Annotated in this window: 12 protein-coding genes; 6 read left to right on the plus strand and 6 right to left on the minus strand. The window is 64.3% G+C overall.

Annotated features, from left to right (window positions below; translation table 11 throughout):
• Nucleotides 1-123: 123 nt before the first annotated feature.
• From ACY693_RS04665 to ACY693_RS04690, 6 genes are all read left to right on the plus strand, one after another.
• On the plus strand, nucleotides 124-555 hold the full coding sequence (locus tag ACY693_RS04665) for a DUF29 domain-containing protein (RefSeq protein ID WP_462320667.1): 432 nt from the start codon (nucleotides 124-126) through the stop codon (nucleotides 553-555).
• A 157-nt stretch (nucleotides 556-712) separates the two neighbouring features.
• Nucleotides 713-1,726, plus strand: coding sequence for a porphobilinogen synthase (gene hemB / locus ACY693_RS04670; RefSeq protein ID WP_462320668.1), 1,014 nt, complete (start codon nucleotides 713-715; stop codon nucleotides 1,724-1,726).
• 136 nt (nucleotides 1,727-1,862) lie between these two features.
• Nucleotides 1,863-2,747, plus strand: coding sequence for a shikimate dehydrogenase (gene aroE / locus ACY693_RS04675; protein ID WP_462320669.1), 885 nt, complete (start codon nucleotides 1,863-1,865; stop codon nucleotides 2,745-2,747).
• Nucleotides 2,748-2,859: 112 nt separating this feature from the next.
• Nucleotides 2,860-3,729 (plus strand): NAD(P)-dependent oxidoreductase, encoded by an 870-nt coding sequence (locus tag ACY693_RS04680; RefSeq protein ID WP_462320670.1) that lies wholly within the window; start codon nucleotides 2,860-2,862, stop codon nucleotides 3,727-3,729.
• 6 nt (nucleotides 3,730-3,735) lie between these two features.
• Nucleotides 3,736-4,431, plus strand: a complete 696-nt coding sequence (locus ACY693_RS04685; protein ID WP_462320671.1) for a hypothetical protein — start codon at nucleotides 3,736-3,738, stop codon at nucleotides 4,429-4,431.
• A gap of 87 nt (nucleotides 4,432-4,518) precedes the next feature.
• The gene (locus ACY693_RS04690) at nucleotides 4,519-4,884 is read left to right on the plus strand and encodes a DUF6164 family protein (RefSeq protein WP_462320672.1); all 366 of its coding nucleotides are present in this window, start codon (nucleotides 4,519-4,521) and stop codon (nucleotides 4,882-4,884) included.
• A gap of 18 nt (nucleotides 4,885-4,902) precedes the next feature.
• Here ACY693_RS04690 and ACY693_RS04695 read toward each other — a convergent pair whose 3' ends face one another.
• The 6 genes from ACY693_RS04695 to ACY693_RS04720 all read right to left on the minus strand — a co-directional run bounded on the left by ACY693_RS04695 (nucleotide 4,903) and on the right by ACY693_RS04720 (nucleotide 16,721).
• The gene (locus ACY693_RS04695; RefSeq protein ID WP_462320673.1) at nucleotides 4,903-5,481 is read right to left on the minus strand and encodes an anthranilate synthase component II; all 579 of its coding nucleotides are present in this window, start codon (nucleotides 5,479-5,481) and stop codon (nucleotides 4,903-4,905) included.
• A 553-nt stretch (nucleotides 5,482-6,034) separates the two neighbouring features.
• Nucleotides 6,035-7,153: a hypothetical protein gene (locus tag ACY693_RS04700; protein WP_462320674.1), complete on the minus strand. Its 1,119-nt coding sequence runs from the start codon at nucleotides 7,151-7,153 to the stop codon at nucleotides 6,035-6,037.
• Nucleotides 7,154-7,197: 44 nt separating this feature from the next.
• Nucleotides 7,198-9,981 carry a putative virulence factor gene (locus ACY693_RS04705; protein ID WP_462320675.1) on the minus strand — a complete coding sequence of 928 codons (2,784 nt, stop codon included), beginning with the start codon at nucleotides 9,979-9,981 and terminating at the stop codon, nucleotides 7,198-7,200.
• Nucleotides 9,982-10,035: 54 nt separating this feature from the next.
• A complete protein-coding gene (locus ACY693_RS04710; RefSeq protein WP_462320676.1) occupies nucleotides 10,036-13,008 on the minus strand; it encodes a virulence factor SrfB in 2,973 nt (990 codons plus the stop codon).
• Between the two features lie 42 nt (nucleotides 13,009-13,050).
• Nucleotides 13,051-15,024, minus strand: a complete 1,974-nt coding sequence (locus ACY693_RS04715; RefSeq protein ID WP_462320677.1) for an SrfA family protein — start codon at nucleotides 15,022-15,024, stop codon at nucleotides 13,051-13,053.
• A gap of 11 nt (nucleotides 15,025-15,035) precedes the next feature.
• Nucleotides 15,036-16,721 carry a hypothetical protein gene (locus ACY693_RS04720; RefSeq protein WP_462320678.1) on the minus strand — a complete coding sequence of 562 codons (1,686 nt, stop codon included), beginning with the start codon at nucleotides 16,719-16,721 and terminating at the stop codon, nucleotides 15,036-15,038.
• Nucleotides 16,722-16,826 lie beyond the last annotated feature (105 nt).

Below are 16,826 nucleotides of genomic sequence, written 5' to 3' on the forward strand. Positions count from 1 at the left end.
CGACCCAGCGCAACGCCCAGCCCGACTAAGCTCAACAGCTTGTTTGGATTGACGACCACGCTTAGCATCAACGACTCCTCAGCCGACCCATGAGGCTGTCACCGAGCATCGTAGGTAACCGGAATGAGCACTTATGAAACCGATTTTCATCAGTGGATCGAAGAGCAATCGGCCCTGCTGCGAGCGGGTCGCCTGACGCAGCTCGATGTCCCACACCTGATCGAGGAGCTGGAGAGTATGAGCGCACGCGAGCGACGCGAGCTGATCAACGGCCTCGCCATCCTGCTGGCGCACCTGCTCAAGTGGGAGTATCAGCCCGAGCGGCGCAGCACCAGCTGGCGCTTGACCATCAATGAGCAGCGCCGCCGGCTCGCCTTGCTGCTAGAAGACAGCCCCAGCCTGCACAGGCGTTTACCCGAACTCTTGCCACGTAGCTATCGCAATGCGAAGCGAGCAGCACTGGAAGAAACCGGCTTTCTCAAGTCTCCCTTCCCAGAGCACTGCACCTACAGCATGAGCGAGATCCTCGACGAAGACCATTGGCCCGGTGATTGATAAGAGACAGCTTTTCGGCCACGACACTGGCCGCCGATCGACCGGGTGCGCTATGGTTAGCGGCCGATGCGCGGGCTGCTGACAACGGCCAACGCGCACCCCGAATCGCTTGCACCCACCATTTCAACGCCCTCATTATCAACGACAAGAGCCGCCGATGTCCGATCTGCATCCCAATCGTGCCCCCTACCCCACCACCCGCATGCGCCGGATGCGCCGCGATGCGTTCTCGCGCCGACTGATGCGCGAGACCACCCTGACGCCCGACGATTTTATCTATCCCGTCTTTGTGCTCGAAGGCCAGGGCGAGCGCGAGCCGGTGCCGTCGATGCCTGGCATCGAGCGCATGAGCATCGACCTGCTGGTCGAAGAGGCGCAGACCATCGCCAAGCTCGGCATCCCGGCGATGGCGCTGTTCCCGGTGACGCCGATGTCGGCCAAGTCCGAGGACGCGCGCGAGGCCTTCAACCCGGATGGCCTGGCGCAACGCGCGGTGCGCGCGCTCAAGGACGCTGTACCTGGGCTGGGCGTGATGACCGATGTCGCCCTGGACCCCTTCACCACGCACGGGCAGGACGGGCTGATCGACGAGACCGGTTACGTGATGAACGATGCCACCGTCGAGGTCTTGGTCAAGCAGGCGGTCTCCCATGCCGATGCGGGTGCCGATATCGTCGCCCCCTCAGACATGATGGACGGGCGTATCGGGGCCGTGCGCGAGGCGCTCGAATCCGCCGGCCATATCAATACGCGCATCATGGCCTACTCGGCCAAGTACGCGTCGAGCTTCTACGGTCCGTTCCGGGATGCGGTGGGCTCGGCGGCCAATCTTGGCGGCGGCAACAAGTACACCTATCAGATGGACCCAGCCAACTCCGATGAGGCCCTGCACGAGGTTGGCCTCGACCTGGCCGAGGGCGCCGATATGGTGATGGTCAAGCCCGGCATGCCGTATCTGGATATCGTCCGTCGGGTCAAGGACCGCTTTGGCGCACCGACCTTCGTCTATCACGTCAGCGGCGAGTACGCGATGCTGAAGGCGGCGAGCCAGAATGGCTGGCTGGAGGAGTCCGACGTTGTGCTCGAGGCGCTTGTCGGCGTCAAGCGCGCGGGTGGCGATGGCATCTTGACCTACTACGCCAAGCAGGCCGCGCAATGGATGGGTGCCTGAACAGCCCCTGCGTCCACTGCCAGCGGCGAGCGAGCCGGCGATCCGCCGGGGCACCGGCGGTCCCAGGAACGGCGCAGGCTCGTGCCGTCATCGCGAGGCGTTACAGTCCGATCATTGCAAACCGGGATCGTTGCCGATGACAGATCGTTACGCAGTCATCGGCAACCCGATCGCGCACAGCAAATCGCCGGCCATCCATGCTGCCTTTGCCGCGCAGACCGGCGAGCCGATCGAATACGGTCGCATCCTCGGTGATCCGAACGACTTCGCCGGTGATGTGCGCCATTTCGTCGCCGAGGGTGGCCGGGGCCTCAACGTCACGGTGCCCTTCAAGACCGCCGCCTTTGAGCTGCTCGATGATCTGAGCGAGCAGGCGCGCGCGGCCGGCGCGGTGAATACCCTAATCGTGCGCGATGGTGGCTTGCTGCGCGGCGACAACACCGACGGTGTCGGCCTGCTGCGCGATCTGATACAGAACCATGGGTTTGCGCTGACCGGCAAGCGTGTGCTGCTGCTCGGTGCCGGTGGTGCAGCCTGCGGCGTCGTGCGTCCACTGCTTCAGGCCAGCCCGGCCGAGCTGCTGATCGCCAACCGGACGGCGAGCAAGGCCGAAGCGCTGGCTGAGCAAGCCGGCTCATGGCGAAGCCCCGAGAGCAATCCTGAGGCAGGCACAGCTCAAGGCCAGTCTGCGATTCAGTCGCCATCGACGCGAGTCAGAGGCAGCGGCCTCGACGGCCTCGCCGGACAGCGCTTCGATCTCATCATCAACGCCACCTCGACCGGACTCAATGATCAAGTGCCCGCGATCCCGGACGGTTGTTTGGACGAAGGCGGTTGGGTCTACGACCTGATGTATGCCGACGAGCTGACCCCCTTCTGCCGCTGGGGCCAGGCTCGGGGTGCCTCGCGCGTACTCGATGGACTCGGCATGCTGGTCGAGCAGGCCGCGGAATCGTTCTGGCTGTGGCGCGGCATACGACCTCGAACGGCGCCTGTGATCGCCCTGTTGCGCGGCGGTTGATACCTGGGAAGGCTTCCCGCATCTGCATCACGGACTCGGCAGCAGTCCTAGCGATCCGATCAACAGCTCAAGATCAACACTGCCAACCCATCGTTCAAACAAGGGGATGCTTATGAAGCTCGCCGTCATCGGCACCGGACTGCTCGGACGCGAGATCGCAATCCGGTTGCAAGATCGCCGCTTCGCGGTCAGCGCCTGGAATCGCTCGCCGGACAAGGCCAACGCACTGGCGACGATCGGCATCCAGCCTTGCGCGACAGTCGGCGAGGCGTTCGCTGGCAGCGACGCCGCGCTGCTCTTGCTCAGCGATGCCGCAGCCATCCGCGCCGTGCTCTGGCCGACAGATGGCTCCGAGCAGCCAGCGCTGGCCGATCACCTCCTGATCCAGATGGGCACCATCGCGCCGAGCGAGAGCCGGGCACTGGGTCGCGATGTCGAGCGCGCCGGCGGCCAGTACCTGGAAGCCCCTGTCCTTGGCAGCCTGCCCGAGGCACGCAGCGGCCGGCTCATCGTCATGGCTGGGGGCGAGCTCGGCCTCTACGAACGCTGTCTGCCGATCTTCGAGGCGCTGTCCGAGCAGCCACAACGCATCGGCGAGGTTGGCCAAGGCGCCGCGCTCAAGCTGGCGATGAATCAGCTCATCGGTGGCCTGACCGCAACCTTTGCCTACAGTCTGGGGCTGGTGCGCGATGAGGGCATCGATGTCGAGCAATTCATGGGACTACTGCGTCAAAGTGCACTCTACGCGCCGACCTTCGACAAGAAGCTCGACAAGTACCTGAGCCACGAATACGGTCAGGCCAACTTCCCGCTCAAACACCTGCGCAAGGATATCGGTCTATTCCGGCACGTCGCCGAGCAGTCGACCATGGATACCGCGTCGCTCGCAGCACTCGAGGGCGTTTTTGAGCGCGCCGTTGAGCACGGCCTTGGTGATCTCGATTATTCGGCCCTCTATGAGGCCCTGGTCGAAGGCCGGTAGCGTCCGATGGATGAACTGCCCTTCACCCACAAGCCAGGGCGCCGCGAGCGCCAGTTGCGACGTCGGCACGGGAACCCTCTGTTCGCCTGGCCGCCGCAAGAGGTGCTGCCTGAGGAGCTGCTCGCCGCCCAGAAGGCCGACCATGAGGACATGCTGGCCTTCCGCGAGCACTTCCGAGCACTGATCCAGCGCGCGGTCGATCTCCCCGCTGATGCGGGCAGTGATACCGTGCTGAGTCTCAAAGAGGCACTCGAGGCCCATTATGAGCAAAGCTGTGCCCTACCCGAGGATCACCGCGAGGAGCGCGCGGCGCTCAAGCGTCTGATCGATCTGGTCATGAAGACGCTGTGGCGCCATGCCGGGTCTGACCCCATCGCACAGCAAGAGCTGAGTGACGAAGAGACCGCACGCGCCATCCATTTTCGCTTACTCGAGCAGCCGCTTGTCGCCGACCTCCTTCACCCCGACAGCTGCATCGACCCACAGGAGCTGGCTGCAACCCTGCTCTCAGCCACGACGGATGAAATCGAGGCCGTCTGCGAGCTGTTTGACGGCGCTGAGCTCGCTCAGCTGCTCGAGCGTAGCGAGACGCGACTGGCAGAGCTGGACGAGCAAGGCATCGATCTGAGCCAAGCCCTAAACCGGCTGGCACTGATTCGATTGCGCACGGAGCAGTCCAATCTCAGCCCGCCCCAGCACTAAGAGTGTCCTATCAGAATGACCCTCCAGATCGCCTAAGCCCGTCACGACCCTTGTGCTGAGCCTGACGACCTGGCGAGATCCGCTACAATGTCTGTACTGATCTTCCGGCTCAACGGCGTCGACGAGGACGAAGCTGCCGATGTGCGGCGACTGCTCGATGAGCAGGGTTTTGCCTACCATGAGACCAGCGGCGGGTTTCTCGGCCTTGGCATCGCCGGGCTTTGGCTGCTGGATAGCACCGAGCAGGCAGCCGCCCGCGCCCTGATCGATCGCTATCAGGAAGAGCGCTCAGCCCGCCTCGCGGCCGAATACCAAGCCCTGTGCCGCGCGGGCCAAGCCGAGACCACGCTGCAGCGCGCGATCCGCCAGCCACTGCGCACCCTGTTCTACCTTGCCGGCGCGGCCGCAGTGCTCTATCTGGTGCTGGTGCCCTTCCTGACTCTGAGTCAGTGAGCCTCGACTAGCGCGGGTTCAGCAACCGAGAAAGTTGCGCAGCAGGTCATGCCCATGCCGAGTCAGAATCGACTCTGGATGAAACTGCACACCTTCGATGGGCAATTCGCGATGCCGCATGCCCATCACTTCATCACGCGTGCCCTCAGCCGTCTCGGTCCAGGCCGTCACCTCGAGCTCGGCCGGCAAAGACGCCTCCTCGACCACCAGCGAATGGTAGCGCGTGGCCTCGAACGGCTGCGTCAACCCGCGGAATACACCAAGGCGCTCATGATGGATCGGCGAGGTCTTGCCGTGCATCACCGCGTGCGCCTTGACCACCTTGCCGCCGAAGGCCTGGCCAATCGACTGATGGCCTAAGCAGACACCGAGCAGCGGCACCTTGCCCGCCGCAGCCCGGATCAGATCCACCGAGATGCCCGCCTCGTTCGGGGTACAGGGCCCCGGTGAGATCACGATCTGATCCGGCCGTAGAGCCAAGGCGTCGGCCACCGACAGCTCATCATTGCGAACCACCCGCACCTCGACCCCAAGCTCGCCCAGGTATTGCACCAGGTTGTAGGTGAAGGAATCGTAGTTATCGATCATCAGTAGCATTTGAATCTTAACCTACTGTTTTTTAAACTAATGATTCCATTCTTAGCGGCTTGGCACCCCACAAATAGCCCCCGATAGTCGAGTGATCTCAATGCCGATCAGCTTACTGTTCGCGAGATAGTCTACCAGCAGTCCAGCACGAGCCTGTTCGACATATCCGCTTTTGTCACCCCATGCGCGAGAAACACGTTGAAGAAATCGCCGCCGAGTGGACATCGCGCTGCGCAACACGAGACCAAGACGAGGCTAACCAGACTCAACAGCAGTGGCTGGCCCGTGTAAACCCGCCGTAACGCTCCGCTCCCCCCTGCCGCCACGCTGACCGCCTCCATCGCGAGGGCCTGCAGATAGCGCGGCGGATAGGAGGCGGGTCAGATGCCCGCCGCTGGGCGGTGTTGTGGACACAACCCTCTGTATGAATTGGTCGTCTTCGGTAATGACCAGTTGGTCTGAGCAACGCGAGACGCAACGCAATGCACCTGGTTCGCTAACCGCCAAATTTCTCTAGCTCAGCGAGAAACAGGCTTGTTTCTTGGCGCGTCCGTGGTCTGCTCTATTCTTGAACGGGTTCTTGACTTGTATCGACAGCGTTCGCACGCCGCAGCCAGTCGACGCCTTCCTCGTGGAGCGGACCCGATGCCGCACGCGCCATCATGATCTCGCCGGCCCGGCGCATGGCCTCAAGCGACCCCGTCTCGGCAGCACTGCGGTAGTACTCGAGCGCGGTCGCCTCGTTAGCGGCATCGATACAGCCACCCCCAACATAGGTTGGCGGGTCGAACAGCCGCGCGACAGGCAACCCTAAGGCTGCATCGGCCTCCGCTGCCTTTGCGTACAAGAGCAGCGCGGCATCGCAGTCGCCAGCCGCGGAGCGCGCCTCGGCCTCCGCAAACATGGCTTGCGCCGACGGGTCGCCGTCCAGATAGTCGACAACGAAGCGTACTCCAGTCAACGCCGATTCCGGCGAAGGCGAGAAGGTTGTCGCTGGCTCGGTCGACTCAGAGTCAGATTCAGATTCAGACGCCGGTGTCGATGCCGTTGCCGGCTCATCGCTGACAAGCCAGCGCTGCGGTAGCTGGAAGAACCAGAAGGCGCCGGCCGTCGCGAGCAGCAGAAGTAGCACAACACCAAGCAACAACGGCCAACGCACTGCAGAGCCGGCGGATGAGGGGGCCTGCGGTTCTGCCCCCAGATCTGGCTCAAGATCTGTCTCCTGACCTGGACGCTGATTTGAACGCTGGTCTGGCTGCTGGTGTAACTCAGCGCGCTTGTCAGCACACGGGGCCTCAGCGTCTCCTGTTGCGAAGGCTGGCGGGGCCAGTGACTCGGGCGCTGCCGCATTGGAGCCGATCAAGCTGCCGCGCACCCGCACCACGCCGCGATCCTCGCGTCCATCGAGGCGCAGCGCCACCATGAGCGGCGCCCCCTGCATCGCAATAATACCGTCCATTAGCGCTGAGCCGAGGCCGATGCGGAGTCCGCGGGCGTCCATATCGACGCTGAATTGCGGGTGCCAAAAGGGCTCGGGCTGCCAATGTCCATGCTGCCCGAGATAACGCCCATCATTGCGTTGAATGGCGAGCGTAACCGATTCCGGCGCAGCCGCCAGACCCTGCACAGATAACAGGCCGCGCCCTGGTCCAGTTGGCTCTAATAGCAGCTTCAGCGGCATGCGGACAACCCTCCCTTGGACAAGCGATCTCGATCAGATATCGATCAGGAATTGGCCCCGCCCAGCGTCTTGGTGCCGTCGATGCGCGCTAGGATCGCACCTAGGCGTGCGTTCTGCTCCGCCGAGATCTCCTGGCCCGTGGCGTGACCGGCATTGCCGACCGCAAGGGCACGAAACGCCTCGAACCAGTCGAGGATGAAGGCGCCAGCATAATTGACCGGCGCCTCGCTCAATAGCGGCATCGCCCCGGATGGGATCGCAGGAGGTGGCTCGAAGAGACCCTTCGTGGCATCCAGCAGCGCGCGCGGGCGGGCCTCGAGAGCAAGCTCATCGCAGCCCAGATAGTCGACAAAGCGGGCGATGCGGTGGTGCACCAGATGCACCTGTCGCTCGGCCAGCCCAGCGCGCTTCGCCGCGGCCTGGCCTTCTCCTTCATCAACCAGCGAAAGTAGATCGCCCTCCAAGCCGAGACGATCGGCTGCGGTGATCAGCTCGCTGATCAGGTCGTCGAGGGCATCCCGCTCAATGCCCAAAAACGCCATCTTCGCGGGATCATCTGACAGCCCCTTCAATTGCCCGGTCCAAAAGCGCATCAACGCGGCAACAAAACGCCCACCACTGGTCGTGGTTGGCACGGTGGTGGCTGCTGCGGTTGGCGCCTGCGCGGCACTGGCACTAGGACTGGAGGGCACGGCGCTGAGCATGGCATCCAGGTCGATCAGGCCGCCGAGATCATCCGCCGGCAGTGGTGCCGGTCTCGCTGGGTCGCTCGCCGACCGAGTCGCCGCTGCATCAGATGCCGCTTCATGAGCGAGAGGCGCCCCGGCATCCAGATCGTCAGCGCGCAGGTACAGCGCCCGCAGCCCATCGCGTGGCGGCTGCAACATCGCCAGTAGATCCGCAAAGCGTCCGGCGCGCGGCTTCAGTGCAGCGAGTACCCGCTCGACCAATCGCTGCTTCGTCTCGACCTCGGCGGCGCCTTCTTGTCGGTAATAGCTCGCAAATCGGTGCCGAACCAGGTCTTCAACGAGTGCCCCGGCCTGCTCGCTGATGCGCGCCAGCTTCGCCTTCGGGGAGGCCACAGCGGCCAGGTAGTCCGCCAAACAGGCGATGCCACCGTCATTCAGCGTCATCATCGCATCCCAGGCCGCGGCAGGATCAGCGAGGTGCTTTTGCACCGTCGGCTCGGCGCAGAAAGTGGCACGCAGCTTGGCCACACGCTCGGCTTGCCCGGGCATAACCCGATGCTCGCCAGCATCGTCGGTCTCGATCACCGCCGCCGCCATACAGGGCTTGCGCACCAGGAACAGGTTGTCGAACGCCTTGCCGGGCGCCCATTCTTGCAGCCATTGATAGGTCGCGAAGCGTTCCAGCAGGGCCAACTTCATCATGCCTTCCCAGCCTTTGCGCATCAGGTCCTCGGTCTGGCCGGGCACCGGCGCGAGGCGCATGTCGAACATGGTCAGTGCCCAGATTAGACCCGGCTGCCGACGCGCCCGATCCTGGGGTGTGGCGCCTTGGGTGGAGTGCACCCAGGTCTCCAGCACGGGGCCCAAATCCTTGACATCGCTTTGCTTGTGCGAGGGCGCGCAGAGCACTAACAGGTTCATCTCCTGATCATCGGTATAGCGCTCGAACAGATAGGCGACCTTGCCGCGCAGCATCAGCTGCGCCACCGGATCGACTTGGTCGTCCTTGAGCTGATTGCGCACTTCACCGATACCGGCCACCGCGAGGCGGCCGCGATAGCCGGGGAAATCCAACACGTCCACCTGCTCGAGCAGCCTAGCGCGCGGCGGCTCGGCGAGCACGAAGCGCAGTTCCGCGGTCAGCGCTGCCAGCAGCGAGCGTGGCAGCCCGACCGGCGCGGCACGCGAGGCCGCCGCATCAGTCTGCTTTGGCAACACCTGGATGAGATCGGTCTGGTCGCGCCCGAGCCGCTCGAGAATGTCGACATTCATAATGCTGTCGGCCTGACTCAGCGCACCATTCGCCCCCTCGCGCACCAGTGCCTCGAGCGGACAGTACAGCTCAGTTGCGTGGCCGATCGTCGCCAGCGCACCACGCAGCAGCAGATAGGTCTCCGTCAGCTCCGGGATCTCACCCCAGAGCACCGACAGCAGCACGGCGCGGTCGGCCGGCTCAAGCAGGGGCGCAAGCTCAACCGCCGAAGGCCAATAGTCCGCCTTCAGCTGCTCGGTGGTCTTCGGGAAGCGCTGCTCGAAATACTCCAGAAGCTCGACCACGCCGTCGGCATCCAAGCCTGGCACCATATGGGCCTGCCGGCGCGGCGCTAAGGCATTCACATGCGCGCGGATGTGGGCCGGACTGTGATCCCAGTCGACCTTCTCGCGGTCGAAGTCATGGAAGAACGCGTTGCCGAGCACCTTGGCCAGATCGGCTTCGGTCAGCAGGGCCAGCTCTAATGGGAAGTCCGGCGGCGCGGCGCTTGGGCGGCGCGTAAAGCGGGTCACCAGGCCGGTTGCTTCCTTGCCGCCACCGGGCGGATTGACATGGGCGATAAAGTTCAGCCGCCGCCCATGCAGATCGGTTTCCAGCTCAGCGTCCTCGCCGGCGGCAAGCGCCGAGATCAGGTAAGACTTGCCGGCCTGCGATAGCCCGAAAAAGCCCACCGACACCGGCCGCGATGCCGCCCGACCAAGCCGCCGCGCGAGGTTGCGTGAGCGCCGCAACTTGTCGATCAGGCTGTCCGACTCGCGCTCCAAGCGCGGTGAATCGGCGCGCACGCGCTCGACCCAATCGATCGCCTCGCCACAGCCGGCATGAAGGTCGTCACAGCGCTGGATCAATACTTGAGGCTCGGTCATGGTCGTCACTCCGTTACTCGCGTTGCGCACCTATGCCGCGGACAGACCATCGGCTCAGGGCAGCACGCTGCCGCTGTCGAGCCAGTAGCTATCCTGGTCGAAGCCGATCCGCGACAGGGTATTCAACTTCAGCGCGATGCTGTTGCGCGATACCGCTCGGCCGCCTTCGACCTCGACCCCGGCGATCCGAAACCGCTCGGACTTGGCGCCGTGCATCCGCTCTAGGCGTATCTTCAAGGTAGCGCCATCGTTGTAGACTGCTGCGCGCGCGCGCTCATCGGCGAAATCGAGCACATAAAGCGGCGCGGCGGGCCAACGCTGCGCGGCGAGCTGGCGATAGCCGATGTGCATGATGCCGTTCATCTCGATCGGGGTATCCGGCAGCTGATAATCCGGATCATCGAGATCAACCTCGCTAAAGAAGCGATCCGCGTTCTTGATCATCATGTTGAGATCGACTGGCCCCAGATAGCGCACCGTGCTGTAGGCGCGAAACGCATTCGCGCGGAAGAAGAAGTTCGGCAGGCGCCCTTGGCCGAGCAGGCACAGCATGGCGCCCACCGCCGCGGTTGTTTTCGGGTCTTTGATGCGCCCACGGCGATTGAACGGATACCAGGCGCCGGTGCGATAGTCCTGCATCGGCAGGATGCGATCCGGCGGCAGCGCGAGCAGGGTGCGAAACAATTGCTGCACACCCGGCAGGCGCGAGGGGCGGCCGGTGAGCAGCAGCACATCGCAATCGTAGAGATGCACGATCTCGCATAGCGACTTCACCGCGCGCACCAGCTCAAGCTGGTCATCGAGAAACATCCGATGCAGCCGCGCCAGATCGAGTGGCACCGGCACAGCGAGCAGATCGAACAGCGAGACGGCGCCGTCGGTGGCCTCCTTGACGCCCTCGGACACCCAGCCCAACAGCTTCGGGGTCGGCACATTGACACTGCTCTCGGCAACCAGCTCGGCGAGCGTTTTCTGCTGTCCCTCGCTCGCGGCCAGCGGATCGTAGGTCTCATAGGCACGCTGCACCGAGAGGCCAGCCGGATAGAGCACCTGCAAGGCCAATTGTTGGCGCTGCACGCTCTCCTGCACGTCCAGCGGATCGGTGCCGATGAGCCGCGACAGCAGCGCGTCTGGATCAGCGACACCGACGTCGGCCAGGGCGCGCTTGAGCCCCGGCACGATGCTGCGATTGATCATCTCCAGCACGATGTCATCGCCGGCCACCTTGAAGCCATCCCGAAAACGTTGCTCCGGCACGATAGTCCGAGTGCCCCCGCTCTGCGCGACCTCGAGCCGGTAGTCGTTGATGACCAGATCCGTGGTACCACCGCCGATATCGACGGTGGCGATGCTGAGCTTGTCTTCGTTATCGCGGCGACGCGCAGCGCGGGCATGGCGAAAGAGCTCTTCCGGGCGGCCGGCGAAGGTATTTTGGACCTCGCTATAAAGATAGACCGCCTGACAGCAGGTCGCCTCATCCCAGCGCACCTCGACCGCTGGGAAGGGCGGCCAAGCGCGCTCGGCGCCCTCCCCGTCCAGCGTCTCGTCCTGCGGATGCCAACCGAAGCCCTTCCAGACCACGCCGAGGGCCTGGCGCATACGCTCGGCGAAGAGCTCGCGCTCCTGCTTCGGCATCGACGGCGGGACGGTCAGAATCAGCGTGCGCAGGTGGCGCGGCAGGTCGGTATTCGGCATCCGCAGCCGCTGCGCGGGACTGTTGATCTGGCAAAGTGCCTGGGTAAGCACCTCGGCGAGCATGAACAGCATCATCGCGCTGCGTGAATAATACGGCACGAACACCGGCATCCGCTCCGACTCGGGAAGCTCATAGAGCGGTGTGCCGAGCTCGTTGATCAGATTGCAGAGCGGTGCGGCGGTTGCCATTGGCTCAATCTCGGTACGCACATAGGCGCTATTGAAGCGCCAGCCGGTCTCGAAGCGATCTTCGTCCCAGAGGTAGCGTTTCGGGCTCGACAGGCCGGTGGCACCCTCGGTACCGCGCCGGCGTCCCGCAAGTCGCCCCGCCTCCGGGCCGATGCGTGCGATGGTCGGCCAAAGAAAGCCGTCGGCGCGGCCGCTCTTGTGCGCCCAGTGATCCTTGCCAAACCCGGCCTGAGCCAGCTCAACCCGACTCTCGAAGGGCTCGTGGTAGACGCGATGCGGCTGGCTCAGATCGCGCAGGGCCAGCTCAAAGCGCCGGCCGAGGGCATCGCCCTCTTTCACATGCTGTTCGATCAGGATGCCGCAGGTGCGCGAATTGCCGACATCGAGCACCATGTCGACCGGTACCGGCCGATTGATCTCATCGCGGCGATTGCCGAGCAACTTGATCTCCGGCACCCGCACATGGTGCCCGATGAGGGCGAGCAGGTTCAGATAATGGGCCTGATGCGCGAGCCGCACACGCTCCAGCTCAACATCCTCGGGCGGTAGGCGCAGTACCGTCGCGGCGCGCTCCTTGAAGACCTCGTCGATCCAACCCGCGACCCAGGGCAGCTCAGGGAACCAGCCGATCTCATCGGCCTGATGGGCAAAGGCATAGGAGACGCCAGAAGCAACATCGGCCCGGGTTGGCGCCAGATACTTGATCTCATCGTCATCGGCGAAGACCCGCGTATCGACCGCGATGGTCAGCCGGTGACTGTGTCCGGTATCCGCCGTCTCCTCCTCGGACAAGGCCACCAGGCGCGCCCGCGCCCAGGTCTCCGGGCCCGGCGCAAAGCGTCGGGGCGGGTTGATCCGCAACAGCGGCAGCGGCAGCCACAGGCCATCGAGCAGCTGCGCCGACTCATCCACCGGCAGGCTCAGCTCGGACTTCAGCGCCGTGCCGGGGCGATCTGGCCAGTAGAGGATGTCGTTGCGCTCGTCATACAGCAACCGCCCGAGCGACTGATTGCTCGGCTGGCGAATGAACTCGCCAGCGGGCTCCTTACGCAAGGCGACATTGAGGCCGAAATCCATGAATTGGATGCCGCTATCGGCGATCAGCGTCAACTTGTGCTCGAGGTCGATGGGCTTGGCCAGCATGGCGTTGGTTCCGGCGTCGTCTTATGGGGTAGCTCGTCGAGACTAATCAGACTGTCTTCGCATCTCGATCGGCACGCTTGAGCCATCTGCGTAACGACCAACACAGCGAGCCCGGCCACCCACCTGCGGGGTGCAGTCCAGTTGTGGCCGGCCGAAATTGGTGCCATCGGCACAGACGATGTCCTGCTGACTATCGACCACCAGGCGACCATCGCGAACAGTTGCCTGGGCATCACTCTGACAGAGGCTGCCATCCTGACGCGTCAGTCTGACCTTGCCGCTGCCGTCCTGCAATCGATAGTCCAGCCGCACCGGGCTGCCATCTTTCGGGTCTTGTAAGGTGCGCGTGGTCCGCCAGCTGCTGTTCAGCAGTTCTCGCGGTGGGATACGCACCGCGCCAGTGGGCGTTGATGTGCCTGTGCCTGCGGATGCCGCTCGGGCGTCAGCGGCAGCGGCGCTGGCATCTGAGCCGCTCGCTAGGGTCGATGCGGAGCTAGCGTCCTCAGAGGCTGACGAATCGGTGGATGGCGCAGCCGCCGCATCCGCTGCCGCGCTTGCTGCATCGGCCCCAGTGGGCGCCTGGCCATCCGCTGCTGGTGCAGATGCATCGGTCAGCGCGACGGCTTGATCAGCGGCGGACGCCTCATCCCCCGTGTCGCTAGCACTGGTGCCACCTTCACCTTCGCCCGCGCCGTCGCTCTCGCCCTCACCAGCACCATCGCCCTCAACCTTATTCGGCTCCGATGCTGGGCCAGACAGTCCTTCGGCGGCTGCGCCATCCGCCTGTTCATCAGCAGCCAGCGGATCGGCCGCAGCGACATCGCTGAGCACCTCGTCAGCAACCAGCGCATCGCCTGGATCTTGTCCTTGCGTATCGGTCGCGAGCGCCTCAGCCGCATCCGCTAGCGGCAGATCGGCTTCGCCGCCCAGTGTCATCGGACCGCTGTCTTCAAGACCTTCAATGGCTAGGGTCTTGTCGCTGCGATCGTCCTCTACGCTCACTCGATCGGCAAGCACATCGGCGTCAACGCCAGCATTGTCGATCATGGTCTCAGCGGCCAGCGTCTCGGTGGTGCTAGACGCTGTTGTAGCGTCGCGCACAGAGGATACGCCGCCACCCGAAAAGGTACGCTCGACCCGCTCGCGGATGCTGGGGCCTATATCATCACCATCAACACGCGCATCTCGCCGCGTGGTGATCGTATCCATCTCGGACAGCTTGGCCACATCCTCGATCCGCCGAGCCTGACCAAACAGGTTCAGACCCTCGGACTGGTCAACTTCCAATGAATCGCTACCCGGCATCGGCTCGCTGTTCGGCATCGACTCGCTGTTTGGCGTCGGTTCGCCAGTTGGATCAAGCATGGGCACACAGCCGCGCAGCCCCCACAGCAGCAATGCGAGCAGCAACAGCAACAACAGCGCCAGCAGCAGCCAAAGCCACCAAGGACGGCCGTTGGCCGGCGGCTGCTTATCCGCTGGATCTCCCGCCGCCCCAGCACCCGCGCCCACGCGCTTGCCCGCCTGCGGGGCAACATGCAAGCTCAGATCGCGCAGCGGATCGGAGCCGACCTCGGCCCGATCCCTAACGAAGCCCCAGAAGGTCAGGACCGGCTGGCCGTTGACCAGATGCACATCCTGCTCGTCAGGAAACTGCATCACCTGCGCGAGCAGGCGTCCGAACACCTGCCGCTCCGCGGAGGCCTCCGCCTCCATGCTGCGGCCCAAGTCTTCGATACGCTCGCGCACCTCCAGCAGACACGATTGAGCCGTCACACGCTCGGCCTCGGTCGCCGCACTCCAGGGCACGACAGTGCCCGGATTTGGCGCATACCAATCGATGCTATCGCCATCTTCATTGCGCTGTGGGATGGCAAACACATCGGCGACATCGGCACCGAGCCGCCGCCCAATGGCGGCGCGCAGTTGCGCGGCGGCAAGATAGACGGGATGGCCAACCGCACCAACCGGATGGTAGGTCTTCAAGGTCGCTGATTTGAGCAAGGGTCCAGGCATCGCAATAACTCCTATGACTTGAGTCGACCGTTAGACACCATTGGTGGCCAGGACCGCTGCCGCTGATCCCAGTGCTCGATCGTCTGATGGGTGATTGATCGTCTAATCGATTGCCTGTGCTGTCGTCTGCACGCGATTCGATCGCGCTTGAGCAGTGGGTCATCACCTGCGGTCTCAATTCGCGCCTGCTTGGAGGCGTCGAGCGCGCGGCAGGCCTCGACGGCCTCATCCAAACGCTCACGCACGATTTGAAGCGGCGGGCGGCGCATCTCCTCGCCTCGCATGCGCTGATCCAAGGTCTTGATGCGCTGGCAATCCATCTGAGCATCGATCAGATCGCGCGAGAAGGCTTCGGCGCGCGCGCAGAGCGCGAGCTCCGCATCCAGACGTTCGCGCACAGGCTGCAACGGGGCTCGCGACAGATCCAGCTTGCCAAGTTGTCCATCCAGGCGCAGCAGGAGATCGCATCGGGTGTCGTCATCGACCATTGCCTGATCCAATGCCTGCTCCAGACGCGCGGCTTGGTCGCAGCGCTCGAGCTCAGCCGTGATCCGCTCGCGCACCTGCGCCAACGGCTCGGGCCATTCGCGCAGCTCGCTGTCGGCTGGACCGGTCCCAGTCGCTTCAGTAGCAGGAGAAGCATCAGCGGTTGCCGGTGCAGGTGCAGGAGACTTGGGCGACTCGGCCGTCTTGCTAAACGCCGTTGTGCGCGCGAAAGCCTCAGCCTCAATAGACGCCACAAGTGCGGCAACCGCCGCGCAATCACCCAACCGCTGGTCTAGTTCGCGGCCAAGCCGTTGCGCCGTTGCGCAGACCTCCCGCCGCTCCGCGACCTCGGCCACCAGCTGATCTAGGGGAGCACGGTCGGTCTCAAGGGTCTCGAGTCGGTCGGCCAAGCTCGCCAGCTCATCGCAGTTCCAGCCGGCCGCCTTGGTCGCATCGGCAACGGTTTGCGCCTCGGCACAAAACGCCTGCTCCGCCTGAAGTCGGGAATACAGATCGCCAAACCGCTGGCCATCCGGATCACGCTGTTCTGCGCGCCGCGCCAGCAGCACAAGTTGATCGGTATCCGCGCAGCCCTTGGCGAGCGCTTCGGCGATCTTAACGCGCAGCGCCTGATCGCCCGCGCTGGTCAGCCAATACCCGACGGCAACCACCACTGCGCTCAGCACCAGCGCTGCGCCGCCAAGCCCTAGCCAGCGACTCCGCCGTCGCTGCCGTTGGATCGCGGCGTCAGGCGTGGCAAGCCGCCCGCGCCCGCCGCTGCGCACGAAGCCCCAAAACGTGATCACCGGCTCGTTACCGACCAGGTACAGCTGTTCGTCGCCGGGGTAATGGGTTGCCACACGCAACTCGGCCGCCAGTTCCTCGGAGCCGCGCACCCGACGCGGCAGCTCGATGGCCAGGCGCTTTAACGATGTGAGGCGATCTTGCAGCTTATCCTGAACCAGCTTGCGCTGAGCCGCCGGCAGCGAGGCCAGCGGCCGCGCCTCGCCGGCAAGGTCGCTGTGCCAATCGACACTCACGCCGTCTTCGGAGAGGATCGGCAAGGCCAGCAGCGAGGCAGTGACCCCCGGCAGATGCCGACGAATGATCAGCGTCAGCTCGCGATGCAGCGCCTGTCGGTGGGTAAAATCGCTCGTCGGTAGCCGGTAGCGGCGGATGTCCACGCGCGCGATTCGCACTGAGGATGGCACGCTATCCTCCGTCTCGGCGCTGGAACCACCACTGCAGACCCCGATGCTGGCGCTGGCTCGGCGCCTGGCTCTGAGCGATCCCAGCAAAGGATGCTAGCGGGATCA

The sequence above is a fragment of the Halochromatium sp. genome, assembly GCF_054919635.1.

Excerpts from the sequence above, each read along its gene's own strand:
- ACY693_RS04715 (WP_462320677.1), bottom strand. The coding sequence starts at position 15,024 with ATGCCTGGACCCTTGCTCAAATCAGCGACCTTGAAGACCTACCATCCG.
- ACY693_RS04680 (WP_462320670.1), top strand. The coding sequence starts at position 2,860 with ATGAAGCTCGCCGTCATCGGCACCGGACTGCTCGGACGCGAGATCGCA.
- aroE (WP_462320669.1), top strand. The coding sequence starts at position 1,863 with ATGACAGATCGTTACGCAGTCATCGGCAACCCGATCGCGCACAGCAAA.
- ACY693_RS04710 (WP_462320676.1), bottom strand. The coding sequence starts at position 13,008 with ATGCTGGCCAAGCCCATCGACCTCGAGCACAAGTTGACGCTGATCGCC.
- ACY693_RS04690 (WP_462320672.1), top strand. The coding sequence starts at position 4,519 with ATGTCTGTACTGATCTTCCGGCTCAACGGCGTCGACGAGGACGAAGCT.
- ACY693_RS04705 (WP_462320675.1), bottom strand. The coding sequence starts at position 9,981 with ATGACCGAGCCTCAAGTATTGATCCAGCGCTGTGACGACCTTCATGCC.
- ACY693_RS04685 (WP_462320671.1), top strand. The coding sequence starts at position 3,736 with ATGGATGAACTGCCCTTCACCCACAAGCCAGGGCGCCGCGAGCGCCAG.
- hemB (WP_462320668.1), top strand. The coding sequence starts at position 713 with ATGTCCGATCTGCATCCCAATCGTGCCCCCTACCCCACCACCCGCATG.
- ACY693_RS04665 (WP_462320667.1), top strand. The coding sequence starts at position 124 with ATGAGCACTTATGAAACCGATTTTCATCAGTGGATCGAAGAGCAATCG.
- ACY693_RS04695 (WP_462320673.1), bottom strand. The coding sequence starts at position 5,481 with ATGCTACTGATGATCGATAACTACGATTCCTTCACCTACAACCTGGTG.
- ACY693_RS04700 (WP_462320674.1), bottom strand. The coding sequence starts at position 7,153 with ATGCCGCTGAAGCTGCTATTAGAGCCAACTGGACCAGGGCGCGGCCTG.